The sequence below is a fragment of the Sinorhizobium sp. 22678 genome (assembly GCF_052044265.1).
In the GTDB taxonomy this organism is placed as follows: domain Bacteria; phylum Pseudomonadota; class Alphaproteobacteria; order Rhizobiales; family Rhizobiaceae; genus Sinorhizobium; species Sinorhizobium meliloti_A.
Map to the genome: position 1 here is coordinate 35,868 of NZ_JBQEMS010000019.1, position 25,370 is coordinate 61,237.

General features: G+C 60.0%; 24 protein-coding genes and 5 pseudogenes. 18 read left to right on the plus strand and 11 right to left on the minus strand.

Annotated features, from left to right (window positions below; all coding sequences use genetic code 11):
* Window position 1: 1 nt before the first annotated feature.
* The 6 genes from ACTJKL_RS23830 to ACTJKL_RS23855 all read left to right on the plus strand — a co-directional run bounded on the left by ACTJKL_RS23830 (window position 2) and on the right by ACTJKL_RS23855 (window position 5,530).
* The gene (locus ACTJKL_RS23830; protein WP_411934271.1) at window positions 2–916 is read left to right on the plus strand and encodes an ABC transporter permease; all 915 of its coding nucleotides are present in this window, start codon (window positions 2–4) and stop codon (window positions 914–916) included.
* Window positions 913–1,893 carry an ABC transporter ATP-binding protein gene (locus ACTJKL_RS23835; protein ID WP_411934270.1) on the plus strand — a complete coding sequence of 327 codons (981 nt, stop codon included), beginning with the start codon at window positions 913–915 and terminating at the stop codon, window positions 1,891–1,893. Before ACTJKL_RS23830 ends, ACTJKL_RS23835 begins: the two co-directional genes overlap by 4 nt.
* Window positions 1,890–2,891 carry an ABC transporter ATP-binding protein gene (locus ACTJKL_RS23840; RefSeq protein ID WP_440853972.1) on the plus strand — a complete coding sequence of 334 codons (1,002 nt, stop codon included), beginning with the start codon at window positions 1,890–1,892 and terminating at the stop codon, window positions 2,889–2,891. The genes ACTJKL_RS23835 and ACTJKL_RS23840 overlap by 4 nt, the downstream gene beginning before the upstream one ends.
* Window positions 2,892–2,963: 72 nt before the next feature.
* A complete protein-coding gene (locus ACTJKL_RS23845; RefSeq protein ID WP_440853973.1) occupies window positions 2,964–4,160 on the plus strand; it encodes a M20 metallopeptidase family protein in 1,197 nt (398 codons plus the stop codon).
* A 498-nt stretch (window positions 4,161–4,658) separates the two neighbouring features.
* Window positions 4,659–4,877 carry a hypothetical protein gene (locus ACTJKL_RS23850; RefSeq protein WP_411934267.1) on the plus strand — a complete coding sequence of 73 codons (219 nt, stop codon included), beginning with the start codon at window positions 4,659–4,661 and terminating at the stop codon, window positions 4,875–4,877.
* A 296-nt stretch (window positions 4,878–5,173) separates the two neighbouring features.
* Entirely contained in the window at window positions 5,174–5,530 is a 357-nt protein-coding gene (locus ACTJKL_RS23855; protein ID WP_440853974.1) for a response regulator, read from the plus strand.
* A 590-nt stretch (window positions 5,531–6,120) separates the two neighbouring features.
* On the opposite strand, the gene ACTJKL_RS23860 is transcribed toward ACTJKL_RS23855, so the two are convergent.
* Together ACTJKL_RS23860 and ACTJKL_RS23865 are read right to left on the minus strand one after the other, a co-directional pair.
* Window positions 6,121–6,699 carry a DUF305 domain-containing protein gene (locus ACTJKL_RS23860; RefSeq protein ID WP_440853975.1) on the minus strand — a complete coding sequence of 193 codons (579 nt, stop codon included), beginning with the start codon at window positions 6,697–6,699 and terminating at the stop codon, window positions 6,121–6,123.
* Between the two features lie 15 nt (window positions 6,700–6,714).
* A complete protein-coding gene (locus tag ACTJKL_RS23865) occupies window positions 6,715–7,455 on the minus strand; it encodes a MauE/DoxX family redox-associated membrane protein (RefSeq protein ID WP_440853976.1) in 741 nt (246 codons plus the stop codon).
* A 776-nt stretch (window positions 7,456–8,231) separates the two neighbouring features.
* On the opposite strand from ACTJKL_RS23865, the pseudogene ACTJKL_RS23870 reads away from it, so the two are divergent.
* A pseudogene (locus tag ACTJKL_RS23870) lies at window positions 8,232–8,351 on the plus strand (LabA-like NYN domain-containing protein); the annotation flags it as partial.
* A gap of 139 nt (window positions 8,352–8,490) precedes the next feature.
* Here ACTJKL_RS23870 and ACTJKL_RS23875 read toward each other — a convergent pair.
* The 7 genes and pseudogenes from ACTJKL_RS23875 to ACTJKL_RS23905 form a co-directional block, all read right to left on the minus strand.
* A complete protein-coding gene (locus tag ACTJKL_RS23875; protein WP_440853977.1) occupies window positions 8,491–9,408 on the minus strand; it encodes a PRC-barrel domain-containing protein in 918 nt (305 codons plus the stop codon).
* 89 nt (window positions 9,409–9,497) lie between these two features.
* Entirely contained in the window at window positions 9,498–9,815 is a 318-nt protein-coding gene (locus ACTJKL_RS23880) for a DUF1476 domain-containing protein (RefSeq protein ID WP_102763016.1), read from the minus strand.
* A 192-nt stretch (window positions 9,816–10,007) separates the two neighbouring features.
* Window positions 10,008–10,565, minus strand: coding sequence for a dual specificity protein phosphatase family protein (locus ACTJKL_RS23885; protein WP_440853978.1), 558 nt, complete (start codon window positions 10,563–10,565; stop codon window positions 10,008–10,010).
* Window positions 10,566–11,142: 577 nt separating this feature from the next.
* Window positions 11,143–11,967: pseudogene (locus tag ACTJKL_RS23890) on the minus strand (universal stress protein).
* 538 nt (window positions 11,968–12,505) lie between these two features.
* Window positions 12,506–13,666, minus strand: coding sequence for an extracellular catalytic domain type 1 short-chain-length polyhydroxyalkanoate depolymerase (locus ACTJKL_RS23895; RefSeq protein ID WP_440853979.1), 1,161 nt, complete (start codon window positions 13,664–13,666; stop codon window positions 12,506–12,508).
* A gap of 385 nt (window positions 13,667–14,051) precedes the next feature.
* Window positions 14,052–14,239, minus strand: a pseudogene (locus ACTJKL_RS23900) (CorA family divalent cation transporter); the annotation flags it as partial.
* A gap of 314 nt (window positions 14,240–14,553) precedes the next feature.
* Window positions 14,554–15,483 carry a LysR family transcriptional regulator gene (locus tag ACTJKL_RS23905; protein WP_440853980.1) on the minus strand — a complete coding sequence of 310 codons (930 nt, stop codon included), beginning with the start codon at window positions 15,481–15,483 and terminating at the stop codon, window positions 14,554–14,556.
* A 111-nt stretch (window positions 15,484–15,594) separates the two neighbouring features.
* Between ACTJKL_RS23905 and ACTJKL_RS23910 the strand changes: the two genes are divergently transcribed.
* Window positions 15,595–16,347, plus strand: coding sequence for a 3-oxoacyl-ACP reductase family protein (locus ACTJKL_RS23910; RefSeq protein ID WP_440853981.1), 753 nt, complete (start codon window positions 15,595–15,597; stop codon window positions 16,345–16,347).
* Between the two features lie 26 nt (window positions 16,348–16,373).
* Window positions 16,374–16,968: pseudogene (locus tag ACTJKL_RS23915) on the plus strand (NADPH-dependent F420 reductase).
* 110 nt (window positions 16,969–17,078) lie between these two features.
* Here ACTJKL_RS23915 and ACTJKL_RS23920 read toward each other — a convergent pair.
* Window positions 17,079–17,564 carry a GNAT family N-acetyltransferase gene (locus tag ACTJKL_RS23920; RefSeq protein ID WP_102765155.1) on the minus strand — a complete coding sequence of 162 codons (486 nt, stop codon included), beginning with the start codon at window positions 17,562–17,564 and terminating at the stop codon, window positions 17,079–17,081.
* 263 nt (window positions 17,565–17,827) lie between these two features.
* Here ACTJKL_RS23920 and ACTJKL_RS23925 point away from each other — a divergent pair, with 263 nt between their 5' ends.
* From ACTJKL_RS23925 to ACTJKL_RS23955, 7 genes and pseudogenes are all read left to right on the plus strand, one after another.
* Window positions 17,828–18,139, plus strand: a complete 312-nt coding sequence (locus tag ACTJKL_RS23925; protein ID WP_440853982.1) for a hypothetical protein — start codon at window positions 17,828–17,830, stop codon at window positions 18,137–18,139.
* Window positions 18,085–18,411, plus strand: a complete 327-nt coding sequence (locus tag ACTJKL_RS23930) for an HAD family hydrolase (RefSeq protein WP_440853983.1) — start codon at window positions 18,085–18,087, stop codon at window positions 18,409–18,411. Before ACTJKL_RS23925 ends, ACTJKL_RS23930 begins: the two co-directional genes overlap by 55 nt.
* A gap of 24 nt (window positions 18,412–18,435) precedes the next feature.
* On the plus strand, window positions 18,436–18,636 hold the full coding sequence (locus tag ACTJKL_RS23935) for a Rap1a/Tai family immunity protein (RefSeq protein ID WP_440854011.1): 201 nt from the start codon (window positions 18,436–18,438) through the stop codon (window positions 18,634–18,636).
* 831 nt (window positions 18,637–19,467) lie between these two features.
* Window positions 19,468–19,712, plus strand: a pseudogene (locus ACTJKL_RS23940) (3'-5' exonuclease); the annotation flags it as partial.
* A 139-nt stretch (window positions 19,713–19,851) separates the two neighbouring features.
* Window positions 19,852–20,421, plus strand: coding sequence for a hypothetical protein (locus ACTJKL_RS23945; RefSeq protein WP_440853984.1), 570 nt, complete (start codon window positions 19,852–19,854; stop codon window positions 20,419–20,421).
* Window positions 20,422–20,603: 182 nt separating this feature from the next.
* Window positions 20,604–21,074, plus strand: coding sequence for a transposase (locus ACTJKL_RS23950; RefSeq protein ID WP_018098169.1), 471 nt, complete (start codon window positions 20,604–20,606; stop codon window positions 21,072–21,074).
* A gap of 269 nt (window positions 21,075–21,343) precedes the next feature.
* Window positions 21,344–21,946, plus strand: a complete 603-nt coding sequence (locus tag ACTJKL_RS23955; protein WP_440853985.1) for a hypothetical protein — start codon at window positions 21,344–21,346, stop codon at window positions 21,944–21,946.
* Between the two features lie 147 nt (window positions 21,947–22,093).
* On the opposite strand, the gene ACTJKL_RS23960 is transcribed toward ACTJKL_RS23955, so the two are convergent.
* Complete coding sequence (locus ACTJKL_RS23960; RefSeq protein ID WP_437412512.1) at window positions 22,094–22,945, minus strand: sugar phosphate isomerase/epimerase family protein; 852 nt, start codon at window positions 22,943–22,945, stop codon at window positions 22,094–22,096.
* A gap of 312 nt (window positions 22,946–23,257) precedes the next feature.
* Here ACTJKL_RS23960 and ACTJKL_RS23965 point away from each other — a divergent pair, with 312 nt between their 5' ends.
* Together ACTJKL_RS23965 and ACTJKL_RS23970 are read left to right on the plus strand one after the other, a co-directional pair.
* Complete coding sequence (locus tag ACTJKL_RS23965; protein ID WP_440853986.1) at window positions 23,258–24,145, plus strand: sugar phosphate isomerase/epimerase family protein; 888 nt, start codon at window positions 23,258–23,260, stop codon at window positions 24,143–24,145.
* Window positions 24,146–24,200: 55 nt separating this feature from the next.
* On the plus strand, window positions 24,201–25,370 hold the full coding sequence (locus ACTJKL_RS23970; RefSeq protein ID WP_440853987.1) for a mandelate racemase/muconate lactonizing enzyme family protein: 1,170 nt from the start codon (window positions 24,201–24,203) through the stop codon (window positions 25,368–25,370).

The window sequence follows — 25,370 nt, forward strand, 5'->3', positions numbered from 1 at the left end:
CATGGCCGAACACAATACGCAAGAAACGGACAAAGCGCTTCCGGAACCCGGCCGCCTTTCCAAGAGCCTAGCCGATTTTTTCGCCTCGCCGGCGGCGGCGATCGGCTTCGTCACCCTCCTCGTCATCTGTTGCCTGGCGCTCCTTGCGCCCTGGATATCGCCACAGAACCCCTACGACCTGATGCAATTGGACATTATGGACGGGCGCCTGGCGCCGGGTTCGGAGTCCATGACCGGCTTGGTCTATCACCTCGGCACCGACAGTCAGGGCCGCGACATCCTGTCCGGCATCCTCTATGGCCTTCGCACGTCGCTGCTGGTCGGCGTGCTCTCTGCCTTCGCGGCCGCCATCATCGGAACGACGGCGGGGCTGTTTGCCGCCTATATGGGACGGCGGACGGAAATCGTGATCATGCGCCTGGTCGACTTGCAGCTGTCGTTCCCGACTATCCTGATGGCTCTGATGATGCTGGCGGTCCTCGGCAAGGGCGTGCTCAATGTCGTCATCGCGCTGATCATCGCCGAATGGGCAACCTATGCCCGCACCGTCCGCGCCACCGCCCTCGTCGAGCGGGAGAAGGAATATATCGAGGCCGCGCGCATGCTCCGTTTGCCGGGCTGGCGCATTCTCTTTCGGCATCTGCTGCCGAACTGTCTCGCCCCCGTGATCGTGATCGCGACGATGCAGGTAGCGCGCGCCATCGGCCTGGAGGCGACGCTGTCCTTCCTCGGTCTCGGCGCCTCCGTCACCGAACCCTCGCTGGGCATGCTGATCTCGACCGGGTACCAGTATCTGCTGACGGGCCTCTACTGGATCAGCTTCTTCCCCGGAATTGCGCTCCTGGTCACCATCGTCGCCATCAATCTGGTCGGCGATCGCCTCCGCGACGTGCTCAACCCGAGGAACGCATCATGACCGCGCTCTTGCAGGTACGCAATCTGGTCACCGAGTTCGGCGGCGGCAAGGGGCGGTCCGGCATCCGGGCTGTCAACAATGTGTCCTTTTCCGTTGAACGCGGCCGCGTGCTCGGCCTCGTGGGCGAGTCCGGCTCCGGAAAATCCGTTACCGGTTTTTCGATCATCCGGCTTCTGGAGCGGCCCGGCCGTATTGCCTCGGGCGAGATCCTCTTCGACGGCGTGGATATCAGCCGGCACTCGGAAGAGGAGATGCGTCGTCTCCGCGGCAAAAGGATCGCGATGGTGTTCCAGGACCCCACGATGACACTCAACCCCGTTCTGTCGGTCGGCACGCAGATGATCGAGGCCGTGCTCGCCCATGAGAGCGTGTCGAAGGGTATCGCCCGGCAGCGCGCCCGGGACGCCTTGGGCCTTGTCGGCATCCCGAGCCCCGAGGAGCGGCTCGCGGCCTATCCCCACCAGTTTTCCGGCGGCATGCGCCAACGGGTGGCCATTGCCATCGCCCTCCTGCACAGGCCGGACCTCATCATCGCTGACGAACCGACGACGGCGCTTGACGTGACGATCCAGAGTCAGATCATCGCAGAGTTCCAGAAGCTCACCGAGGGGGCAGGGACTGCGGTGATCTGGATCACCCACGACCTCGCCATCGTTTCGCGGCTGGCCGACGACATTGCCGTCATGTATGCCGGCCGGCTGGTGGAGACCGGCCCCGTCACCGAGGTTCTGAACGATCCCCGCCATCCCTACACCGCGGGCCTGATCGCCTCCGTTCCGTCGCAGAACGAACGCGGGGAGCGCTTGCGCCAGATCAACGGCATGACGCCAGCCCTCAACCGCCTTCCGCAGGGCTGCAGCTTCCGCACGCGCTGCGGGCGGGCGGAGAGGGGCTGTCTCGTCATGCCGGAGCTGGCACCTGCGGGCGACCGATCCTTCCGCTGCATCCATCCCGTGACGAAAGTATCAGCATCATGAAGGCTGCCGAGACCCCCTTGATCGAGGCCAGGACCATAACGCAGCGTTTCGGCGCTAGGCCGGACCTTGCCGCGAGGATCGCCCTTAGCCTGAAGCTGGCAAAGCCCGCCCCGGTCGTTCATGCGCTGGATGGCGTCAGCCTGAGCGTCCGCAGCGGCGAGGTCGTCGGCCTCGTCGGAGAGAGCGGCTGCGGAAAATCGACCCTCGGCCGCGTCATCGCCGGGGTCGCAGCGCCAACCGACGGCAAAGTCTTCTGGCAGGGGGTGGACCGCGAGGCAATGTCCGCCGCCGAGCAAAAGGAGGCCGGCCTCGCCACGCAGATGATCTTCCAGAACCCGATGGCCGCCCTCAATCCGCGCATGACGATCGAGGAGCTCGTCTGGGAAGCGCCGAAGACGCACGGCCTGGCAAGCGCCGCGGAACGCGCCTCCTACGTGGACAACTACCTGACGCTGGCCGGCTTCGACCCGTCCATGAAGACGCGCTATCCGCACCAGTTCTCGGGCGGTCAGCGCCAACGGGTCAACATCGCGCGGGCGCTGGCCGTGCAGCCGAAGTTCCTCGTCTGCGACGAAAGCGTCGCTGCCCTCGACGTCTCCATCCAGGCTCAGGTGATCAACCTGTTTATGGACCTGCGGGACCGGTTGGACCTGACCTACCTCTTCGTCAGCCATGATCTCGGCGTGGTGGAGCACATTTCCGACCGCGTCGCGATCATGTATCTTGGCCGGATCGTCGAGGAAGCGCCCGTCGAGGATGTCTTCAGACGTCCAAACCATCCCTATACGAAGGCCCTTCTGTCGGAAGTTCCCCGCATTGAAACGGGCAAACGGCGTTTCGAGGCCGTGAAAGGCGAACTTCCCAGCCCGCTCGATCCGCCCAAGGGCTGCCATTTCCATCCCCGTTGTCCGTTCGCCATGGAGCGCTGTCGCGTGGAAGTCCCGGCGCGTAAGGAAGTGGCGCCGAAACACCTGTCGGCCTGTCATCTGAATGGGTGACCGGCGCCGGAAGCGCTCGATCAGGACGCGGTCGCATCCACAAAATTCAACCCGAGAGGCAGGAGTTCAGCCGTGGCCGAGAAGCTTTCCCATTCCGGCATCAATGACGTGGCGTCGCTGATTGCGGCGATCGTCGATGAAAACGAGGCGCGTTTCATCGGTATCCGCAGGCGCATCCACGAATATCCCGAAATCGCCTTCGAGGAGGTACGGACGGCTGCCCTCGTCGCGGAGACCCTGGCAAGCCTCGGGATCGAGCATCAGACCGGCATCGGTCGCACCGGAGTCGTCGGGCACATCCGCGGCAAGAGGCCCGGTCCCACCCTGCTGATCCGGGCGGACATGGACGCCCTGCCGATGCAGGAGGAGACGGGGCTTGCCTTTGCGAGCAAGATCCCGAACCGCATGCATGCCTGTGGGCACGATCTCCACACCGCGACGGTCCTCGCCGTCGGCGCCGTGCTGAAGCGCCTGGAGGACCGGCTGGCGGGCAACGTCCGCCTTATCTTTCAGCCGGCGGAGGAGGCCGTCGGCGGCGCCAAGGAAATGATCGCCGACGGAGTGATGGACGGCGTCGACATGGCGCTGAGCCTGCATAACCGGCCCGAAATACCCGTCGGCCAGTTCGGCATCGTGCACGGCTATGCGAATGCCGCGGTCGATTCATTCGACATTACTGTGCATGGCAAGGGCGGTCATGCGGCCCGTCCCTATGCCGCCGTCGATCCGATCGTCGTCGCGGCCCAGCTGATCGGCCAGTTGCAGACCATTGTGTCGCGGGATGTGCGGGCGCTCGACGCCTGTGTGGTGACAGTCGGCTCAATCCATGCCGGCGAGGCCCGCAACATCATCCCCGAGCGGTGCGAACTGAAGGGAACCGTACGCAGCCGGCAGCCGGAGGCGCGCGATGCGGCGGAGGCCGGTCTGCGCCGGCTCTGCGAGGGCGTCGGGTTGAGCTTCAGGGCGGGCTGCGAGCTTGCCTATAGGCGCGGCACACCGCCCATCTTCAACGATGCGGGCATGCTCCAGCGCACCGTGAGCGCGATCAATGCGCAGCTCGGCGATGTGGCCTTCGACTTTGAACCGAGCATGGGAGGTGAGGATTTTGCGCTGATTGCGCAAATGGTCCCGTCGTTCCGGCTGCTCGTCGGCTCATCCCAGCCGGGCCGGTCGGACAAGGTGCATAATCCGGACTATCAGCCCGATGAGCGATCGATCGCCTTCGGAACGCTGGCTCTGGCGCGAACCGCGGTCGATTTCCTGAGCTGACTAGCCATTCCAGATTGCTGCGAGATGTTCACGTTCTGTGCCCAAGAAATCGCATAATGTAGCATCGGGGGTTTGCTCATCGAATCTAGCATTGGGAGAGGCGCCGCCCAGTCGGACGGGAGAACGAGCTTCCACATTTGGTGGGTCAGTCCTCCGATCTCTGATGCTGCGGTGGCCCACCCCGCGAGATTCCTCGTCTCGTGAACTCTCGGCAACCGCAAGCTGTTCGCGCAGATGCTTGCAGTCGAGCAACAGTGTGGCGGCCGTTGCCCGCGGATCTTCATCGTGCCAGGCGAGCAAGTAATCCTCCGAATTTGAGGCGGAATGATTTCGGACTGAGATGCCGGCTTGAGTCCGCACGGGGTCGAATTCACGCTGCTGAATAGCGGTTGCGTTTCCGACTTCGCCAATTTTTCACGACGACAGCAAAGCCATTTTGCGGGCGCACGGCCGGATGTAGTATCATCTTTGCTATGTCGTGAAGGGGGAAGAACACCGATGAACCTGGAAGACCTCTACCGCCTCTTGCGAAACGGCCACGTCCAAGCGCAGGGCATATTCGACACCGTCCCCGAGCCGCTGCTTGTCCTTGACCAGCATCTGTGTGTCCAGAGCGCCAGCCGGGCCTTCTATGCGGCATTCAACGTCGGCCGTGACGAGACGGTCGGACAACACCTCTACGAACTCAGCGATCGCCAATGGGACATCCAAGCCTGATCCTGCATGAACTCGCCACCAACGCGGTCAAGCACGGAAGCCTTTCCGTGCCCAGCGGACGGGTCCGCGTCCGATGGGAAGTCGGGGAGGCGAGTGCTTCACATTTGAGGCTCGTTTGGCAGGAGACTGGGGGACCGCCAGTGGCGGCTCCAGCTTCCCTGGTATTTGGCACGAACCTCGTCGAGTTCGCGGCGAGCCACGAACTGGGCGGACAGGTGGAACTGAACTATGCGTCGGCGGGTTGGAGGAGATCGTCGCCCCGTTAGGATCGGTCTCATGACATCGAGGCCGGTGGTATGCCCAAGACGGTGCTTGTCGTTGAGGACGAGTTCCTGATCGCGATGGATCTTAAGCTTCTGCTTGAGGGTCGCGGCCGGCGGGTGCTCGGGCCAGCCGCCACCGTGAAGGAGGCGCTCCGGCTTCTGGACGGCGAGCTTCCTGCCGTCGCTCTTCTTGACGTGAGAGTGAAAGACGGTGCGGTGACGCTGGTGCCGGAGGCACTTCGCGCGCGGAACGTCCCTTTTGTCGTGGCGCGCGCCTATAGCAGACCGGAGCTCATCGGCGGGGACGCCTTGGTGGGGGCGCCCAATGTCGGCAAGCCGACCGAGGAGCGCCGTTTGTTCATAGTCCTGGATCAGTGCATTTCATCGTGACCCGCTTTTTGCTTGGCTTCTTCGGAGCTTGCGCTGGCCGAAAGGTTACTCGCCTCGGGGCCGTGGTCACTATTGTCGGCCGATCGTCGGAACGGCTCGCCCGCGCTCGTGAAAACCTCGGCACCGCGCCGGTCCTGCGGACGGTCTCGGCAGATGCGACGCGCGAGGGAATGGAAACGCTCACGATATTACTTGTCGAGGATGAGGGCTTGCTCCTGCTCGATTTCGAACATGCGCTCGCCGAGGCAGGATCCAGCGGCCTCCATCCAAGGCATCATCACCGACATCCGGTTTGGCGAACCTCCAGACGGTTGGGATGTTGCGCGTGTCGCCCGCGAGATCGATTCCGAAATGCCAATCGTCTATGTGAGTGGAGACAGTGCCCCCGATTGGGCGTCAAAGGGAGTCCCCAATAGCCTGATACTCGCCAAACCTTTCGCAATGGCGCAGTTGGTGACGGCAATCTCTCAACTGCTTAGCGCCCGGAAAATGGTCTCGAAAGGGTGCCACCTGACGAGCCGTCGGGCTCAGTCGTCTAAACGCCAACAAGCGACGCCGGAAAAGGCATTGCCGCCTGGTGCCTAGCATGGTCAGTCTCCCACGACTGAGTTGAAGAACAGCTGAGGATCGCATGCAGAAGGACCTGATAGGTTCGGTGAGCTATTGGGGCGGTTGCTCGCCTGGTCGCGATAGGATGGGAGATCTGGTGCGTTCGCGGGAACGGGGTGCGCTCGCAGATCGGCAATCAGTGATTTCATCTCATCGATCTCGCGCAGCTGAGCCTCGATAATCTCGTCGGCCAGCTTTCGCACCCGAGGATCTCTGATATGGGCACGCTCGCTGGTCATGATCGCGATCGAGTGATGCGGAATCATCGCCTTCATATAGCTGATATCGTAGACGGTTGCTTGGCTGCGCACGAGCGAGAGCGACGCCGCGAAGACGATTGCACTTGCGACAATGATGGCGGCGTTGACCACCCTGTTCTTGTACATGGACCACATGAAGCCCATCATGATTACGGCCATGACCGCGCCCATCAAGAGCGCCATCCAGACCCGCGTTTGGCTGTAAGCCACGTGGGTGAGGGCATAGGTGTTGAGATACATCAACCCAAACATAACGATCGTTGAGGTGACTATCATTGCGGCGAAGCGGCCGTAGGACATGCTCCTCTCCTTCCGTCATCTTACGAGCATCCAGATCGCCATCGCGATCATCATCAGGTTCTCGGTCAGGGAGATGAAGCCGAGCGGAACATTACTATCACCTCCCACACAGGCGCATTTCAATTCGCGGCGATCGATGTAGACGGCTTTGAACACGGAGACTGCCCCAATCGAACCGATGAAGAGTGCGACTGGAATCGCGAGCCATAGCAGGGCTCCAGCGATCATGAAGACGCCTGCCAACGCTTCCCCGAGTGGATAGAGATAGGCGTAGCGCACCCACCGCTGCGCCAGAAGGTCATATCCCAGGAACATATTGGAGAAGCTCTCGATGTCGCGAAGCTTCAGGATGGCCAGGATGCACATCGAGATGGCAATGATCCATTCGCCGGCGCGCTCCGTAAACACCGCCCCGAACGCAGCCCAACTCGCCGCCAGCGCCATAAGTGCCGCCATGAGGAAAACGGCAATAACGGGCTGGTAGGTAAGCTGCTTCGGATCACGCACTGGCTTTTCGAAGTAGCGTCGAAGATCGTCGTAGCCACCAATACGCTTGCCGCCGATGAACGTCTGCGGCGTTGTCTTTACTCCGTGCTCATCCTTGAAAGCATCGGTTTCTTCGCGAGTCTTCAGCCAGCGATCGTCAACGACCAAGCCTTCACGCTCGAGCAGATCGCGGGATTTCAGGCCAAATGGACAAATATGGTCATCCATGACCATTCGATAAAGCGTGGCTTCGCGCGGATGTGCCGCCATCGAACGCCTCCGTACTCTCCTAGGCTTTGAGCGGCCGAACGGATCGACGAGCTCCTTGCACTTCGCGGTGGAACGGAGGTGTCGGCTGCGCCGACACGATGGGTGGTATGATGGCACCACCCCTCTCCGCCCGCCGAGGCGCTGCCTCACCGCGTTGTTCCGATACGGGTGTCGATGAAATCTCGACTCTTCGTCCGCGCCGAGCCCTGTCCAACATTCGATCGAAGCGGGCAATCTTTGCTTTCTCCCGGTCTTCGAACATTGCGCTGGTTCCGAAACTTGGGACTATGCGAACCTGGGATGACCGCGTTTGTTCCATCATGAGGGTGGAAAGACGCAACGGCGCGCGCGGGACGAAGCGCAGCAAACGCACCGAGATGCCGAACAGGAGCAAATGCCTCTCGTCCGACGCCCACGCGCAAGGCAGTGCGGGGAGGACGGTTCCGTCGGGGGCTGGCCCGCGAAGGCGCATCAGCGGCAAGTATCCTATTGCCGGAGGTCGTTTCTATGACGGGCAGTCGAGGAGCAGTGCCATCACCAGGAGCCTGAACGCGATCCCGGATATGTGCCGGTAACAGAATGCTAACCGCCTGATCGCCGAATCGATCGGCCGCCGCATCTGCAGATCGCCGCGAGCCCGTGGGGCTCTACTATTTATCGATTATTGGCCCGCTGCTCGCGCGCGGCTGCGTTTCGATCTGCTTCCTCGGGACGAGCGATACCGCTCGGCGGCCCGAGCGAAGAGGAGGGTCCGCCAGCCTAAGAAGGAAGCACGCATGTTCGATCCGCGCGAGAAAACCGCCCTTTTCATTGACGGCGCCAACCTCTTCGCTACATCGAAAAGCCTGGGATTCGATGTCGATTACCAAAAGATGCTGCAAGCTTTTCGGAAACGCGAGATTGGCCGCCACCCTGCGCAATCCATTCCGCGCCGCGCCGCGCTGGCTTCGGACAAGGCAGACGTCGACGTTGAGATTTAGTCACGCAAGGAAGTCTTGGAAGGTCACTCGGGTCTCGGATCCTATCCAATTCGGATCACCGCATCGGAGTTTGAACTCGAACTCGGGAATAACCGTAGTACGGCATGGCATAGGGGCCGCGGGGGCCATAGCCGACATCCCGATCGATGATGGTGGCGAGCACGCGCCCCTCGCTGAAGATCAGGTCGCTGACATAGCCGTAGCCGCGATACTGATTATTGTCGCGAATGCGGGCGAGGTCGCCGATCAGTTCGGAGGCGCGCCATGCGCGGGGACCCAGCTCCTGATTGTCGAGTCCGGAGACGACATTCTCGGCCAGTTCAGCCTTGGTCAGCCGGTCGTTGAAGAAACCATATTGATCGACGGTATCTTCGGTCACGGGGATCTGGGCAGTACCGTCCTTGCGGATCGTCACCTTGTTCCAGGGCACACTGACATGCGTATCGCCTATGTCCCAGAATCCGCCCACCTCTGCTATGAGGGAGATGAGCTTGCCGTCCGAACTGACAACCAGATCTTCGACGTCGCCGATGCGATCGCCGGTGGTCCCGTATACGGGCGTATCGAACAGCGCCTCGGCTCTCCAGCCAGTGGTGTGGATCTGGTCCATCCCCCAGCTCTCGAGGGGAATGATGTCGCCGGCCGCGATGCCGAAAGTGGCGTCGGGCGGCTGTCCCGCATCCGCCGACCTGCTGCTGGTTTGCTCCCCACCCTTTACTGTGATGGCTGCAAGGGTGTGCGAATATTCGACCTTGTCAATCGATCCGTTTTCGTCGGCATCGCCAGCGGCCTTAAGTCCGGCATCGAATTCTTGAGGCGTCAGATAACCGTCGTCGGCACCTTGCCAGCCTCCCATCAAATCGGCTGCGTTCACGACCTCATGGAGCTCGTCTTCCGATAGGCGGCCGTTGGAATCTTCATCGGTCTTATCGAAATCCGGTCGCTCCGCCTCGAACCAGTTGCGCCATCCCATCGTGAAGGCGCTCTCGGAATGATCGCTTTATCGATCGGAACGGCGCTGCTGTTCGTGTCCCGGGGGGATTTTGTCGGGTTAAGCGTTGCTCAGTTGTTCTTGATTTGCTCGACTGCAGCCGCAAGCAGTTCATCCATGATGCTGCGAATCTGAGTATCTGATAGGACTACGCCGGCCACATCGAAATCGGTGCGCACCTTGCGGAACACATCATTGTCTCCTACCTCTTCGAAGTCTGCCTGCACCACCTCCTTGGCATAGGTGTCGGCATCCGTGCCCGTTTTGCCGAGCTTTTCGGCGGCCCATAGGCCGAACAATTTGTTGCGCCGGGCCATGGCCTTGAACTTGGTTTCCTCGTCCATCGCGAACTTTTTTTCGAAGCCTTCCTGGCGATCTCTTATGCTCACGGCTTAACCTCCCAGTTCCGGTACGATTTCCGACGTGCCCGATATCCACCGGATCACGGAGCTCGTCGGAACCGAGCATGGCGCGGTTGGACGACACTCGCAAGTCCTGATCGTGTCAGCCGGTGGACGCAAGCTCGTGGCAATCCTTGCGGGGCGACTGCGAAGTGGGCGCGACCCAGAGCACTCAACTCGTCAGACCGAAGAGGACCTTTTCGAAGAACTCACCCAGCTTTCATCCATGGCAAAGGCTGCAGAAATGTAAGGAAGGCCGATGTGACCGTAGCTGACCGACAGCTGCCGGTCCGCGATCTCTTCATCAATGCCAGCGATCTGCTGAAGATAGAGCGTCGAGGCCAACCCCGTTCTATCAGCGCCGGCTTGGCAATGGATGAGTATCGGCTTGGGTGCGGTTTGCAGCAACGCGATCAGCTGCCGCGCCTGCCGCAGCGACACCCGTTTCGAAGCCGACAATCGGAAATCAAAATGAGCGATGCCGTCCCGGTTGGCGGCATCGACCTCCCGCAGATACCAGTCATCGCTGCTCTCGCCCCGGAGATTCACGATGGATTTGATGCCGTATTGCCGTGCATAGCTCGCGACGTCCGCGGCAGAAGGCTGTGCCGATCGGTAGAGCTCCGCCGGCAGCACCTCGTGGAAATTGCCGGTGAGTTGGAGAGCACCCAGATAGGCGCAAAGAATAAGCGCGGTTGCGCCGGCCGAGCCTGCGACTGCCTTCAAGAATCTGTTCATATTCAACCCTGTTGTTGCACACGAAAGTGGGCGAAGTCAGCACACCTGGCTTTCCGCCTGGAGCGCTAGGCGCGTTTTCTGCCGCCGTAACGGCGAGTTCCGGTCGGCCTCTTGTCATCCGTGATTGCCGTCGGATCCATGATGGTCCCTTCGGTTGACGATGCCGAGATCAATCCACAATAAGCAGCCAATAAGGCTTAGGAAGCCAAGCCAGAGCCAAACCGTCTGTCCCGCAAACTCAATGGAAAAGGAGTTCAAAGGGCCGCTCCTTTCACCGCCGAGACTTAATCGCGTGCTATGAAAGGACTGCGGGTGGAGAAGCACCACCGCCTAAGCGGGGGCAAAATGTGCGCTCACGCCCACAATCCTCCAGTCCGACATCGCGATCGCTCTACGACCGCCAGAGGGGCCCGGTCTGGCACCGATAGGATAGGATTTCCGGTAAGCTAGTCAATTCCTCCGATAAGTGTACGGGCGCGTATCGGCGTCAGCTGGTCTTCCTGTTTGCCCCTCGCAGAGGGATTGGAACTTGTCGCGACGACAGCCCGACCAATTCCAGAGCTGTGCCGGGTCAAAATCATCGAACCATCATCACGGGCACAACCTGTGCGTCGATCATCGCTTGAGTAACGCCGCCGAAGACCTTTTCGCGAACACGCGAATGCCCGTGTGCGCCCATGACGATCAGATCGGCCGACGTTTCGACCGCATGCTCGTTGAGGACGTCTTCGACCCGACGTCCGGCACCTCGAAGCCGATCGATCGTCACCGTGATGCCGTGGCGAGCCAGATAGGAAGCGATGTGATCGCCCGATTCTTCGGTTGCCGCCGCGACCGCTCGAGACTCGACCAGGACAACGTTCACGCCGTCGGCACCTCTCATCATCTCCAGCCCTTCTCGTGCGGCCCGCACGGCTTCGACGCTGGAGTTCCACGCCAGAAGAATCTTCCTCGGTTTCAAGTTTGCTGATCGGAGATCGGGCGCAAGGAGGATCGGGCGCGCCGAATGGAAGAGGGCACCTTCTATCATAAGGCGCCGCAGACGTTTATCCGCTCTCAGGCTTGGACCGATTAAAGTGATGTCGGAATATCGAGCACATTCTCCGAGATCGTGTTCTATCCGCATCGAATCTGCGTATCTTCCGAGGACATCGAAAGAAATGCCGGTGTTGTTAAGAGTTTCCCGAGCTCGCTCCGATCGCCTGGCCGAGTTCCTCTACGTGACTGGTCCAGTCGTAACCCATGAAACAGCCGCAAAGTCTCTGATCGGAGGCAGCGTTGCCATTGCCGCGGGGATAACTGTGAGGTGCACATTGTGCGCAGAGCAAAGATGCGCAGCTGCCCGAAGATCACCTTCGAACTGGTTGACACCAACCACAAGGAGAAGGGTTTTGTAGGTCATCATCTGATCTCCCGAAACCGGTGGGTGGAAGACAGTTTGCGCTCACCTAATGACGGGCACAAGAACCTCGCTCGGAATGGAGGCACAGCTCTTTGGACATAACGTTTACCGAGTGCTTGAAGACCGACCGATATTGGCGCTGCCGGCGGCGGTTCAAATGGCTGTACCGCGGGTTCCTTGAATATTTTGGCCCTGGAAGAGTCGTCACGCATCATGTCGCGGACATGAGGAAACAGCGCCGGACGTCACCGCTTTGGGCTGCCGAGCAGGAATTTCCCGCACTACCGATTTCCTCCTGCCGCGGATCCGCAATTCGGAAGTGATGTTGTGCCTGCTCGCCAGGCAACAAAAAAGGCCGGGCAAACCCGACCTTCCTCACATCGCTTCAATTCCAGTGCCAGTACATCCGTGGTCAAAGTCTCAAGCGACTTGCGGCCCCGGGAACATCCTCAGACGCTCGCCAGCAAGGCCGATGGGCAGACATATAGGGGCAGATTGTGTTCGCAACAAGTCCATCATGCTCCTTGCGGCTATGTTCTTACCGCATCAGACCCGCGGCCCGAAGCGCATCGTTTATGACCTTGGCGATCCTGCCGTCCGAAGCGGTCCCAGCGGCGCTCGATCGCGACCTTGCGTAGTGCAATGCCTTCTTTATCGTGGATGACGCCGAATTGGGTTCTTCTCGGCGGACGAGACTGCCGGCTGCCTCAGCCTCCTCTACATCTGCCACAGTGGCCAGACCCCATGAATGGGCGATACGCACAGTCGAGGAAATCCCAGTCTCAAGCATGTGCGGACCGGCTCTCCCGATCGGTACATCGCTGCTCGTCGCCAGAGGAACGCCGTGGGCCATGCCTTTGACGGAGTAGGCCTCGACGACCTGCCTGCCTTTCGCGTCGAGCCAAACTTTGCGGGTATGGCCGTGTATCAACTCGCTCCGAGTTGGCTCCGTGGCGAGGCCGTGAACGCCGGACCATTGCTTGACGATCTGGTCCGCGTTCCCGGGTCGGACCGTCTGGTCATGCGTCCCGTGCCAGATCGAAATCGAAGGCCAGAGCCCCTTGTGGTTCGATGCGCTCTTGAGTACGGACTGAAGCTTGGAGACAGTCGGCGGATTGCGGCCTTGCATTCGCTCGAACGCCTCAGCGACCGTGCCTGCCACACCATAAGGCAGCCCGCTGATGATTGCGCCGCCCGCAAATATGTCGGGATAGGTCGACAGCATGACGTTCGCCATTGCGCCGCCTGCTGACAGGCCTGTGACAAAGATGCGCTTGGGATCGATGCCTTGCGACTGGACGAGATGGCCGATCATCTGCCGGATGGACAACGCCTCTCCCGCATCCCGCCTGATGTCGCCTGGCTCGAACCAGTTGAAGCAGAGGTTGGCATTGTTCGATCGCTGCTGCTCGGGATAGAGCACCGCAAATCCGCGTCGCTCTGCGAGTTGAGACCAGCCGGATCCAGTTGCATAGCCCTCTGCCGTCTGTGTGCAGCCATGCAGCGCAACCACAAGCGGGGCGTCGGGGGCCATGATCGACGGCAGAAACAGCCACGCCTTCAATGTTCCAGGATTTGAGCCGAACCCGGCGATTTCGACCAAGCGGTGATTTTGTAGGGGCTTGTTGAGCAATGCCGTCTCCTGGGCCGCCAATTGGGCCTGAACTGTGTTGATGTGGGGACGATTGCTGCGTCGCACAATGGGAGTCTCAGGTTAATTCGCGTGCACATTTTTCTGAGGCGTTACAGGCGGTGCAAATTCCAATGGAACAGCAGAGCCGCCGACACAACAGGGGCAGGGATGCCATGCGCCCCGCGGATTATCTCACGACGCCATGGTCGCGCCGCAGTTCCCCGCGAAAGATGACCGTACGCCTGAGATCATCTGCCAGTATGACTCACGATCCTGACCTACCGCGATGGCGGCTGCAACATCGCAAGATTACTCCCTGCAGCGTTGCCAAGCGCCTTGGAGAGGCGGTGGTTGCCTCGATCTGGCGTGAGCCAAGGTGGGCGTAGCTCCGCCTAGGAGCTATGCCCCCTCGCATGTAAGGCCAGTCGACCGACGCTCATCTCCGGCTTCTTCAGAGCCAGCCGCGCCTCTTGAAATACGGGAACGGCATAACGGCCGAAAGAATCATCAAGCCGATCGCGAACGGATAGCCGATCTGCCATTGGAGTTCCGGCATCACATCAAAGTTCATGCCGTAATCGGGGCGACGAGCGTCGGCGGGAGAAATGCGACCGCCGCCACGGAGAAGATCTCGATGATCATGTCGGCATCGCCGACGGAGCAGATGGTCCGTACGCATTACTAAGTCAGCAACCGCTCAGACGCTGGCATTCAATTCTGACAGCTCACACACGCTATCGCCGCCCCCCACGCATCCGGTGAACCCCGATTGCGTCAACGACAGTTCCGGCGTGGTGGCCCGGTATTCCTACGGCAGAACTGCCGCGATCGTCTCGGCAAGACGGTCGACATTCTCGATCCGAGGACGGAACATGATGCCGACTTCTGATCGTCTAAGGGAACGACGTCAGGTCACTAGCGCCCAACGGCACCTATGCGGCCACAAGCGGAAATCAACCCAACGTACCTGCGAACCGTTCTGGCCACCGCTCGCGTTGGAAGACCTCGCCTATGAAATCGATAAACACTCGGGTTTTGGTGGGCAGCAAGGTCCGATTCGCATAGTAAATCGAAATTGGACCAGCGTCCGCGTACCATGCAGGTATCAACCGGACGAGTTCCCCGTTCTCCAGGTAGGGCAACGCGTCCGGTTTCGCGATCATGGCGACGCCAAGCCCCAGAACCGCAGCCGATCGCATTGCGGCCGGGTCGTTGACGACGACCCTTTCCTTCAGCGACGCCGACTGCTCTTCACCTGCGACGTTTCGCATCTGCCATTGTCGAATTCGACCTGTCCGCAATGAACGCATGACGATCCCGCCTAGCTCAGTCAGGCCGGATGGGTCGTGAGGCGGAATGCGGTCCTGCATGTAGGACGGTGAGGCGACCGCGATGATGTGGGCCGAGGCAAGGGTTTTTGCGATGATGCCCGGCGTCAACTCGAATCCGCCACCGATCGCCGCGTCGTATCCCTCGGCGATCAAGTCAACCTGCCGATTCTCGAACATCCATTCCGGCCTTATCAGCGGGTATCGGCTCATGAACTCGGGCAATTTGGGGAGAATGTACTCAATCCCAAATGTGGGGCTCATGCTGAGCCTCAGCAGGCCCGCTGGTTCGGCCTGTTCGTTGGATGCCTCGGCAATCGCACCTTGAAGGCTCTCCAGGTGATCACGGACCGAATGGAGGAAGCGCTCGCCCGCCTCCGTAAGTGCCAGACTCCGTGTGCTGCGCTGGAAGAGCCGAAGCTTCAGGTTGGCTTCGAGCGCGGCGACGTTCCTACTGACTGCGGCTGGGGTCAATCCCATCCTACGGGCTGCGGAGGAGAAGCTGCCAAGCTCCGCGCTGCGAACGAAGCATTCCAGATTTGCCAGTGTTTCCATGAGGCATCTTTCAACGATTGCTTGAAATTAATAACAGTCAATTCCGCCTAATCATAGAGGAATAGGAAGGCGATATTCGCTCCATCGAAACCAAGCAATGGAGTGAACGCAATGACCAACACCTCTTTGGAACTGTCCGGCAAGACCGCTCTCGTCACGGGCGGTTCGCGCTCTATTGGCGCGGCCATCGCAAAGCGCCTCGCGGCAGATGGAGCCGCAGTGGCCATCACCTACAGCGCATCGCCGGAAAAGGCAGCCGCGGTCGTGACGGAAATCGAAAATGCAGGCGGTCGTGCCATCGCCATTCATGCCGACTCCGGGAACCCTGTATCCGTACGGGCCGCGGTGGCCAAGACGGAGGAAGCGTTCGGCTCCCTTGACATCCTCGTCAACAATGCCGGCATCGCGCTCGGCGGTCCGATCGAGGAGATCAAGTTCGAGGACTATGAACGTATGATTGCGGTCAACGTGACGGGTGTTTTCGTCGGAACCCAGGAAGCCGCCCGTCGCATGAAATCCGGCGGACGGATCATCCATATCGGCTCTTCGATGGTCCGTTATGCGGCCTTCCCGACAGCCTCTCTCTACACGCTGACCAAGGGAGCCGTTGCCGGCTTCAATCGCAGCCTGGTCCGTGATCTCGGTCCCAAGGGGATCACCGTGAACACCGTGCATCCCGGCCCGACCGACACCGACATGAACCCCGATGGAGGTCCGGTCTCGAAGATCGTCGGCCCCGGCATGGCGATCGGACGCTACGGGAAGGACTACGAGGTCGCCAGTGTCGTGGCCTATCTCGCCAGCCCCGAGGCCGCTTTCGTAACCGGCGCTGACATCGTCGCCGACGGCGGCTTCACCGCCTGATCAGCAAGCCAACCTGGAGACTACCAATGTCTATAGGCATCATTGGAGCCGGGGAGATCGGCTCCGCGTTCGCCCGCGCGCTTGCTCGGTATCGCTGCAACGATCGCGAACCGCCGTGGTCCAGACACGCTTCATGACCTCGCACGTGAACTGACGCCACACATCACGGCAGGCACCATCGAGGAAGCGGCCAAGGCCGATCTCGTCCTGGTCGCCGTCCCGTGGTCGAAGTTGCCAAAGGCATTGGCTGGTCTTCCGGATTGGGCCGGGCGCATCGTGATCGACGCCAAAAACCCCATCGAGCGTCCTCTCTTCCAGCCAGCGGAACTCAATGGTCGACTGTCGACCGAAGTGTTCACAGACCTGGTGCCGGGCGCTCGTGTCGTAAAGGCGTTCAACCATCTCCCTCCGCATCTGCTCTCTGGTGATCCGCGCACTGAGGGTGGAAGCCGGGTCCTTTTCTACTCGGGAGACGAGGCGAGGTCGAAGGCCGAAGTTGGTGCACTGATCGCCAAGCTGGGCTTCGCGGGGATCGATCTCGGTCTGGTCTCGGTCGGTGGAAAGCTCGTGCAGTTTCCAGGCGGTCCGCTCCCCGCACTCAACCTCGTGAAATTTGAATGACGAGGAGATTTGCCGGGAGCGAGAACGCTTGCTTCTGGCTTTCCCTTGCATCCACAAAGTCGCCTATTTAGACCGCTTTGGGCCGGGAGCGGAAGCTGGCTTTGACCGAGCTAGAGGCGCCGCGAAAAGGTGAGGACGGTGAGGCCATGCGGGCCGACATTTTCTTCCAGGCGACGCCAGCCGAATGCCTCATAGAATGAGCGCTTTTCCGGCAAGGCGCATAGATAGGCAACATCATGGCCTAGGTCGAACGTCGCTTCTACTGCACGGCGGACAAGGGCCCTGCCAATACCCCGACGCCGGTAGTCGGCATCGACCCATACGGCCGCCACCCATGGAGCGTATTGCGGACGCTCCTCCAGGTCGCAGGAGATGATCAGGGCCGATCCGAGATAGGTCGCGCCCTCGTGCGCAACGAGCCCGAAAGGCAGGGGTCCTTCGTCCAGCATTTCCTGCATGTGGTCGGCTACATGCTCGAGCGGATGGCCGGCGCCTTGCCACCAAGTCCGCCAGACACGATCTGCAATCGTAGGGCAGAAGCCCGGCTGATCACGCAAGTCCGAGATTGCGTAGGGGCGCGACTGTGATCGTGGCATGCGTCCTCATGAGCTTCGGTTGCTGGAATGGGCCCAGCGCGGATAAAATTGTGAGTTGCAGCGTACTTCATGGCTGGTGTACTTCAACGGGTAGTGATCGTAAAGCGCTGCAATTTCTCGTGGCCCCCGATGAGAAGCGTCCGCGATGCTGGGTTTAAAGCGCAACGTCAACTGCTGGTCGATTATGACTCCGCTTGGAGAACGAGTTCGCTGCCAGAGGCGAGCATCGGGAATTCCAACAGTCGCGGGCGAATGGAGGTCAAGTGAAGGTCTTCTTTGATGTCGATGGCGTGCTGATTGATGGCTGGCATGCCGATATTGCCCGTCGCAAGCCGTGGGATGAAACAATCGAGGTCGACCTGGGCGTCGACCGTGACGCTTTCCAGATCTTGTTCTTTGGCACGCCCGGCAATCGATCCGCTTCGCCGATGTTTGAATGCGTCACCGGACGCCGTGACCTGAAGCAGGCCTTGGCGGCCATTCTTCCCGATGTCGGTTACAAGGGGGTGTCGACGACTTTGTGCGTTACTGGTTCGAGAAGGACTCCAGGCTCGATCCCGATGTATTCGGAATAGCTCGGGAGCTCCGTGAGCGCGGCAGAGCCCAAATCTTCGTTGCGACCGGCCAAGAGCACTATAGAGCGGCGTACCTGTGGGACGAACTGGGTTTCTCCAGCCATTTCGATCGGCTATTCTATAGCGCCGAAATCGGCGTTCCAAAGAAGGACTTGCGCTTCTTTGGTGCAACCGAGAATACGATGAAGATCGCCGCTCTTGCATCGGCTGGCATTCTGATGGCTGCTGCATCCGACGCCGAAGCGTCGAATGGCATCGACATTGAGCGGTGATGCGAGAATGATCCTGCCGTCGCGCTGGCCTACATCGAAGGAGTTATCGATGCGTATGCGACGGTAGGTCCTCCGATTGACTATTGCCTATCAGAAGCCGCGACATACGGGGACGTTCGCGACGTCGTCTGCAAATGGGTCAGTAACTATCCAGAGGAGAGACACAGGGCAGGCGCTTTGCTCGTGCCTGTGGCGTTGCGCGAGGCTTGGCCCTGCAAGGGCTAGTTGATCGGCAAGCACAGGATCAGGCGAAAAGGAAATCGCCGCTCGAAACGTTCGCAGCGCCGTTCGGACTCCTTCCCCACCCATGTTGCCGCTGGGAACCGATCATGTCCGGGCTCTCCTCTGCGCATGTCTCGGTGGTTTCGTGCAAGACGCCTCGCGGGATATGTTGCGTCGCTCGGTCATGGTGAGGTGCGGCCATCCACTGGCATGCCGGACACGTAATGCGCCTGCACCCAGGGCGACCCATCTCCGTCGGCCATACGATGGTGCCAGGCCAGCTACGTCTCGCTGCAGTTTTCGACGTCGCCCGTTCCGGCAAGCGGGACGCGACAAGGCAATAGCGGCGTCAGAACCCAGGAGTTCAACCCTTCTCCTCGCTTGCTTCCGGGTGGGTTCCATCCGATACGGAGCCTGGATGAGGATCGCTGACGACCTTGTCGTCTTTGCCGTCTGTGTTTTCGATGGGCCTTTTAGGCGGCGATCGCCGCTTGCTTGTCTTCGATTCCGGTTTGGTCCGTTTCAAAGGCACCTCCTCTGGCATCAACGTCACTCCGCTGCAGTTGTCCAATAAATTAGGCTCGAAAACGTTCCGCCAAGAGGCGCCGGTATCTTCGAAGGTCGTTGTCGCTTGACCGCCGACATTGGGAATGCGGCATCAGCTGCAACTGCGAGGAATGCCTTCGCCTGTATGGTGGCCGCAAGGCCCCACGCGTGTGAGGTAGGCGATGATGGATTTGTGAAGCTGCCCCGCCTCTGAAGCTGCGGGAGCGGAGTCGGCTCGGTGACGAGAGCATGGCCCAGTTGCCGGAGGAGAGCGGCAACTATCGCGTGCTTCTCAAGACAAGTCAGCGCTCGCGCGTGCGCATCTTCGCCGAACACAGCCGGTTCGACATGAAAAATCATCTAAAGCTTGGGGATATCGCTGGTCGGATGGCGACGGACGCCCGAAATCGTGGTGGATTGAAATCGACGAGGAGCAGCGTGCCGCGGAGCTCGCTTCCTCAAATCGGAGATCAATGGGAAGAGGCGACCCACCCCTAAAAAGGCTGACGGCGTTTCATCGATACAAGGCCTGATCGGCATGGCATTGACGAGCATGCCACGGCAAGCAGTTTGCGTAGGCTCGTTACCGCGATGGCGGTGCAGTCTCGAAAGGCGTGAGGAAGGGACAGCGGCAGCAGGATCACCGTCCGGCGTGCTCAAGGTTGGATCACTATGAAATCACCATGGAAATTCATTGCCCAACTGACGTCGCGTCGAGCGTCGGCAAAAGCGCAGGACAGTTCGACTGGCAATGACACCGATCCCAAGGTCCTCGAGAGCGAAGTGGAACATGTGTCCGCACTTCTACCCAGTTCGAATCTAGTTGATCAAGATTCGAGTGCATCCGATGAGGCGAAAGGTGGTGACAGTGTTGCGCAGATAATAAGACCGCCGATCGATGATGCACAAGCTCACGCACCGGCGCGTCGTGAAGCTGACAATACGGTTGGCGAAGAGCCTTCGTTGGTACGAAAATACGCGGTAAGCACAAAGTCGCAAACGAAAGCACGGATTAAACGACGAGAACGTGGGGAGAAAGCCAATGCGCAGGTGGCTGCACAGACCCCTGTCACCGCACCGGATCGTCGAAGCATGCAACTCCCGTCTTCACGGGATCTGTTCTTTGATGAAGTGGCAACACTCGATGCAGAAATCAAAATGCTGAGGAGTCAGCTCGCTCAAAAGCTTCGTCTGCAGAACGTTCAGCTCAAGAAGATGCTCGAGCGCTTCGATGTTTCGTGAGCGTAACGACGCTCCGAGTCACGTCATTGAGACGACAGCTCGTAGCCTTTACTCGCCGTTGATCGACACACTGCAGGCATGAGCCCAATATCAACCATCCGTAAAGCAGAACTCTTTTGCTTGAGTTGACTCTGTGGTGCTCTCAGCAGAAAACAGGCAATGACCACAGGAGGAAATTGTTGATGGCTGACGAAAGTAACACGGGACAGATTGCTGCAACTGAAGCGGCGAACGCAGAAGTGAAAGCACCGACGACCAAGAAGCAGAGGTCGGCACGGCGTCCAAAGACGGCTGCCGAACCAGTGCAAGCTTCATCCAAGGCGTTGGCCGCGAGACCCAGGAGGTATAGCGAACAGGAGAAGAGCGAGAAGCTCAAGCTGATTGAGACGCAAGTCCAAGGCAACAGTACCCTCAAAGACGCTATCAAGAGCGCCGGCATATCGGAGCAAACCTACTATCATTGGAAAGGCGCTGCGAAGGCCGTCAAGCAAAACGACACTAAGGGTATTAAGGGCACCAGGCCCGTGCCGGCCGGCGATGAGTTGGCAGACCTTGTCCAACTCGAAGAGGAAAACCAAAGGCTCCGCAAGCTACTGGCGGAGAAGCTGCGGGCGGAAAACGCCGAACTGCGCAAAAGACTTGAGTTGGATTGACTTAAAATTACAGGCGTTGGTTCTTCAGCGGCCATCCGGTCCTGCGGTACGCCGGAAATAATTTCTCGATAGACCGGGCATGGCCGCAAATGGCCCCCTTGGACGGCTAGTGGCACGCACGTAAGCTGCGAAGTTGGCGACGCGAAGGACGCGGCGCCCGCTTCGGGTGCCGGGCAGTTGAAGTGTGCCGGGAGGAGCTGTATTTGTCCGCCAACAGTAGCGCCGATCGGCGTTGTTCTTTTTAAGGCACTCAGGGATCGAGAGAGTATATGAAAACGCCACAGCGGAGTTTCGTTGTCGAATTCAAATCGGGGCGGCGACAGTCAAAAACTCGGACGAATTCCATCTGGGGGGACACTGACCTTAAGGCAGTGGCCCGCGAAGTAGAAGACAAGGTGCCGCATCTTTTCAAGTCAGATGAAGCACCGGAAACTCCTGAAGCAGATGACGCGGCTCCAACTGCTCCCGTGACTGGAAATTTCGCGAACGAACCCGCAGGCGATGACATTTCTGACCAAGCAGCGCCAGGGTCGGCCGACGGTACGGAAATTGAATTCGCGAAGCAGCATGAGTCCGATTGCCCGGCTACCGAAGCTGTTGCGCAAGTGCAGGACAGCCAGCAGACATCGCAGCCGACAACAACATCAAAACGCACACCTCGAAAGCGCGTCGGCCGGCGCCCTACCCACGCGACTACGCATAGCTCAATGGCGGCACTCGAGGATTCCAAGACTGCCGCGGATCCGATCTCGTTCGACGAAGTGGCCGCCCTTGATGCTGAAAACAAGCGGCTTAAGCGGCTGTTGGCCGAACAACTTCAGAGACAGAACCTGCAGCTCAAGAAAATGCTTGAGCGGTTCGAGGTCACCTGAAGACACCATGGCATGGTTGCGAAGGGGTTGGGGGCTTAGATGCCGGTAGCTCCGGCTCAAGCTTAGCAAAACCAGGCGTTGGTGAGCGGCGCCACACAGGCTATTTCAACTGGAGCTTCTAGGATGTAGTCCGGAAGGCCGGGTCTGTCAGGCCGCTGCCTCCCATCCGTCCCGGATGTGACGGTATCCATCCCGGTAGACCTCTTCGGGGGTCTCGGAGAAATCGCGCCAGACCTTGGTTGCGGCCGCGAGGTCTTTCAATGCGCGGCCGAAGGCCTCGATTGTCAGCCAGCCGTCATAGCCGCTCGCACGGATTTCCTTGAAGGTCTCCGGCCATGGAATGTTGCCACGGCCCGGCACCCCGCGGTCGTTCTCCGAGATGTGGACATGAACAATGCGGTCCGCATTGCGGGTGAAGGCCCCTACGGGGTCGGCTTCTTCGATATTGCTGTGGAAGGTGTCGTACATGGCCCGAATATTCGGATGCCCGATCGCATCAATATGGGCAGCAAGGTCGTCCATTGTGTTGACGAGATAACACTCGAAGCGGTTCAGCGCCTCAAGCGCAACGGTGACACCGCGCTGAGCGGCATGATCGCCGATCGTGCGCTGCGAGGAGATGGACCGCCTCAGTTCTGCGGCGGTGGGCCCGGTACCGGAGAACTGGCCGAGCGTAGAATGCAGTGGACCGCTTAACGTGTGCGCGCCGAGGGCGGCCGCGCAGTCGATAGCCCATTGCATGTAAGCGATGCCGCGCTTGCGTGTCGCATTGTCAGGCGAAATCAGGTTCATGGAAGGGTCGCTCATGGCAGACACTGCGGTGCGCTCCAGACCTATGCGATCGAGCAATGCGCCGAGGCGGCGGTACTCGTCCGGAGCGCCCTCGAAGATCGGTATCTCTACCCCGTCGAAGCCGGTCGCCCTGATGTCCCGGAGTAGCCTTTCATGTTTCCGGCCGACGCTCGTCGTCCACAGAAACATGCACATACCGATCTTCATGGTTCCATCCTCCCGTTTCTCACTGCCGCGGTAACGCCGCCCACGCCGATCGCAATCTGGTAATACCAAAAGCGGCGATCCGGTCAAGTTAGCAACGTCAATGATTTCGGACAGAAGCGCTACGATACGCCGCGCACTTGTATGAAAGCCCAGAAATGTGAGGTTACGCAAGCGGCTTGCCGGCAGAGGTAATTTGGGATAGATCTTCTACGAAGCATAATTGGCCAAACCAGAATAGGCTCGGTCGGGGTGGAGGAGATGCCCCGGCACCCTCGAGTGCCGCGGCAGTAACGATGGTTTTGGGAGGAGTTTATGCACCTTTCGACGCACAACTGGATGCGGGCGGAGCCTCTCGCCGTCACGCTGAAACGCATCAAGAAGTACGGCTACGAGAGCATCGAGATTTCAGGCGAGCCGGCCCAGTATGACATCAAGGACACGCGCGCACTGCTCAAAGAACACGGCATTCGCTGCTGGGGCGCGGTGACGCTAACGCTCGGCGAGCGCAACCTCGCAGCCAAGGATGAGGGCCAGCGAGCAAAGTCGGTGGATTACGTGAAGAGTGTTATAACGATGGTGAGTGAGCTCGAAGGCGAGATCGTCACCCTTGTACCTGCGACCGTGGGCAAGGTTGTTCCGGATGGCACCGAGGAGGAAGAATGGCAGTGGGTCGTGGATGCGACGAAGGAGTGCTTCGCCCACGCCCGGGGAAAGGGCATCCGGCTGGCGATTGAACCGCTCAACCGGTTCGAGACTTATCTCTTCAACCGCGCTGCCCAAGCGCTCGCGCTAGCCGACGCAGTTGATCCCGATTGCGGCGTTTGCCTCGATGCTTTTCACCTCAACATCGAGGAGGAGGACATATACGACGCGATCAGGCTTGCCGGAAACCGGCTTTTCGATTTCCATGTGGCGGACAACAACCGCTTTGCGGCGGGCCTCGGTCATCTCGACTGGCCGAAGATCGTCGCCACTTTGAAAGAGATCGGATACGACGGCGCGCTCACCAATGAGTTCGTGGCTCCGGTAGACCGCACGCCAGCGGCGAAATACCGCGATATGGTCGAGCGCAATCCGGTCGATATCCCCCCGGAGCAGCTCAAATTCATTCAGGACCACGGATCGAGCTTGCTGACCGAGAAGTTCTACGATGACCAGATGCGGATCACCGCAGAGACCATCCTGCCGCTGATCAAGTGAGGGAGGGGTCCCGAGTATGCCCTGCGGCCGGCGTGCTGCGGGGTTGGGAGGCGAAATGCGTATCAAGACCGTCCAAGCCTGGTGGGTTCGCATACCTATCGAAGCCAATCGGCAGCATCGCAGCGATTTTGGTCGCCTGACAACCTTCGACGCGGCGATCCTGCGCATAGAAACAGATGACGGAATCGTGGGGTGGGGCGAGGGCAAGAATGCTGCGGGCAGCGCGGGTACTTACGGCACCCTCGTGCACATGCTCAACTATGAGGTGGGTCCGAGGCTCGTCGGTCGCGACGCCGCCGATATCTCCGCCATCTGGGAGATGCTCTACAATGGCGTGCGCCACGAGACGGCGGCCGTGTCAGGTCATGCTATGCCGGAGCTCTCACGCCGGGGCCTCTCGGTTGCCGCGATCAGTGCCGTCGACATCGCATTGTGGGACATCCTTGGCAAATCGCTGGGCGTGCCGGTATGGAAGCTGCTCGGCGGACGTAAAGCGGATCGGCTGCCTGCATATGCTTCCGGCGGGTGGGAAAGTGCCGAAAAGATCGGCGCCCAACTGGAGTCCTACCTTGCCAGTGGCGGTTTCAAGGCGGTCAAGATGAGGGTCGGCGCGATGGACCGCGCACCGCATGTCTCGGCGGCCCGCGTGCGTGCTGCCCGCAAGACGCTTGGCTTCTCGGTGGATATCATGGTCGATGCGCATGGCACCTATACGGTTGCCGACGCGAAACGTTTCATCCAGCTTGTCCGGGATTGCGATCTTGCCTGGTTCGAGGAGCCGGTGATCGCAGACGATAAGGCCGGCATGGCGGAAGTGCGCGCCGCTGGAAACGTGCCGATCGCAGCCGGCGAGAGCGAGGCCACTCGCTTCGCTTTCCGCGACCTTGCGGTGCTGCGATCAGCCGATATTTTCCAGCCCGATCCGGCGTTCTGCGGTGGCATTACGGAGGCCATGCGCATCGGCGCGATCGCCAGTGCCTTCAACCTCCGTCTTGCCCCGCACTTGTGGGCCGGTGCTCCGTGCTTCTTCGCTGGTCTGCACATCTGCGCGGCCTCCCCGGCAAGCTTCGTCATCGAATACTCGGTCGGCGCAAATCCGATGATCCACGACCTCGTCGAGGAGACTGTCGCCGTGAGAGACGGGATGCTAGAGATTCCCGATAAACCCGGCTTGGGGTTTACGATAAAGGAGCGCGTCCTGGAGACTTATGCGCAAAGACTGTGA

Coding starts and splice junctions, on each gene's coding strand:
- ACTJKL_RS23830 (WP_411934271.1), top strand. CDS start 2: ATGGCCGAACACAATACGCAAGAAACGGACAAAGCGCTTCCGGAACCC.
- ACTJKL_RS23835 (WP_411934270.1), top strand. CDS start 913: ATGACCGCGCTCTTGCAGGTACGCAATCTGGTCACCGAGTTCGGCGGC.
- ACTJKL_RS23840 (WP_440853972.1), top strand. CDS start 1,890: ATGAAGGCTGCCGAGACCCCCTTGATCGAGGCCAGGACCATAACGCAG.
- ACTJKL_RS23850 (WP_411934267.1), top strand. CDS start 4,659: ATGAACCTGGAAGACCTCTACCGCCTCTTGCGAAACGGCCACGTCCAA.
- ACTJKL_RS23855 (WP_440853974.1), top strand. CDS start 5,174: ATGCCCAAGACGGTGCTTGTCGTTGAGGACGAGTTCCTGATCGCGATG.
- ACTJKL_RS23860 (WP_440853975.1), bottom strand. CDS start 6,699: ATGTCCTACGGCCGCTTCGCCGCAATGATAGTCACCTCAACGATCGTT.
- ACTJKL_RS23865 (WP_440853976.1), bottom strand. CDS start 7,455: ATGGCGGCACATCCGCGCGAAGCCACGCTTTATCGAATGGTCATGGAT.
- ACTJKL_RS23875 (WP_440853977.1), bottom strand. CDS start 9,408: ATGGGATGGCGCAACTGGTTCGAGGCGGAGCGACCGGATTTCGATAAG.
- ACTJKL_RS23885 (WP_440853978.1), bottom strand. CDS start 10,565: ATGAACAGATTCTTGAAGGCAGTCGCAGGCTCGGCCGGCGCAACCGCG.
- ACTJKL_RS23905 (WP_440853980.1), bottom strand. CDS start 15,483: ATGGAAACACTGGCAAATCTGGAATGCTTCGTTCGCAGCGCGGAGCTT.
- ACTJKL_RS23910 (WP_440853981.1), top strand. CDS start 15,595: ATGACCAACACCTCTTTGGAACTGTCCGGCAAGACCGCTCTCGTCACG.
- ACTJKL_RS23920 (WP_102765155.1), bottom strand. CDS start 17,564: ATGCCACGATCACAGTCGCGCCCCTACGCAATCTCGGACTTGCGTGAT.
- ACTJKL_RS23945 (WP_440853984.1), top strand. CDS start 19,852: ATGAAATCACCATGGAAATTCATTGCCCAACTGACGTCGCGTCGAGCG.
- ACTJKL_RS23950 (WP_018098169.1), top strand. CDS start 20,604: ATGGCTGACGAAAGTAACACGGGACAGATTGCTGCAACTGAAGCGGCG.
- ACTJKL_RS23955 (WP_440853985.1), top strand. CDS start 21,344: ATGAAAACGCCACAGCGGAGTTTCGTTGTCGAATTCAAATCGGGGCGG.
- ACTJKL_RS23960 (WP_437412512.1), bottom strand. CDS start 22,945: ATGAAGATCGGTATGTGCATGTTTCTGTGGACGACGAGCGTCGGCCGG.
- ACTJKL_RS23965 (WP_440853986.1), top strand. CDS start 23,258: ATGCACCTTTCGACGCACAACTGGATGCGGGCGGAGCCTCTCGCCGTC.
- ACTJKL_RS23970 (WP_440853987.1), top strand. CDS start 24,201: ATGCGTATCAAGACCGTCCAAGCCTGGTGGGTTCGCATACCTATCGAA.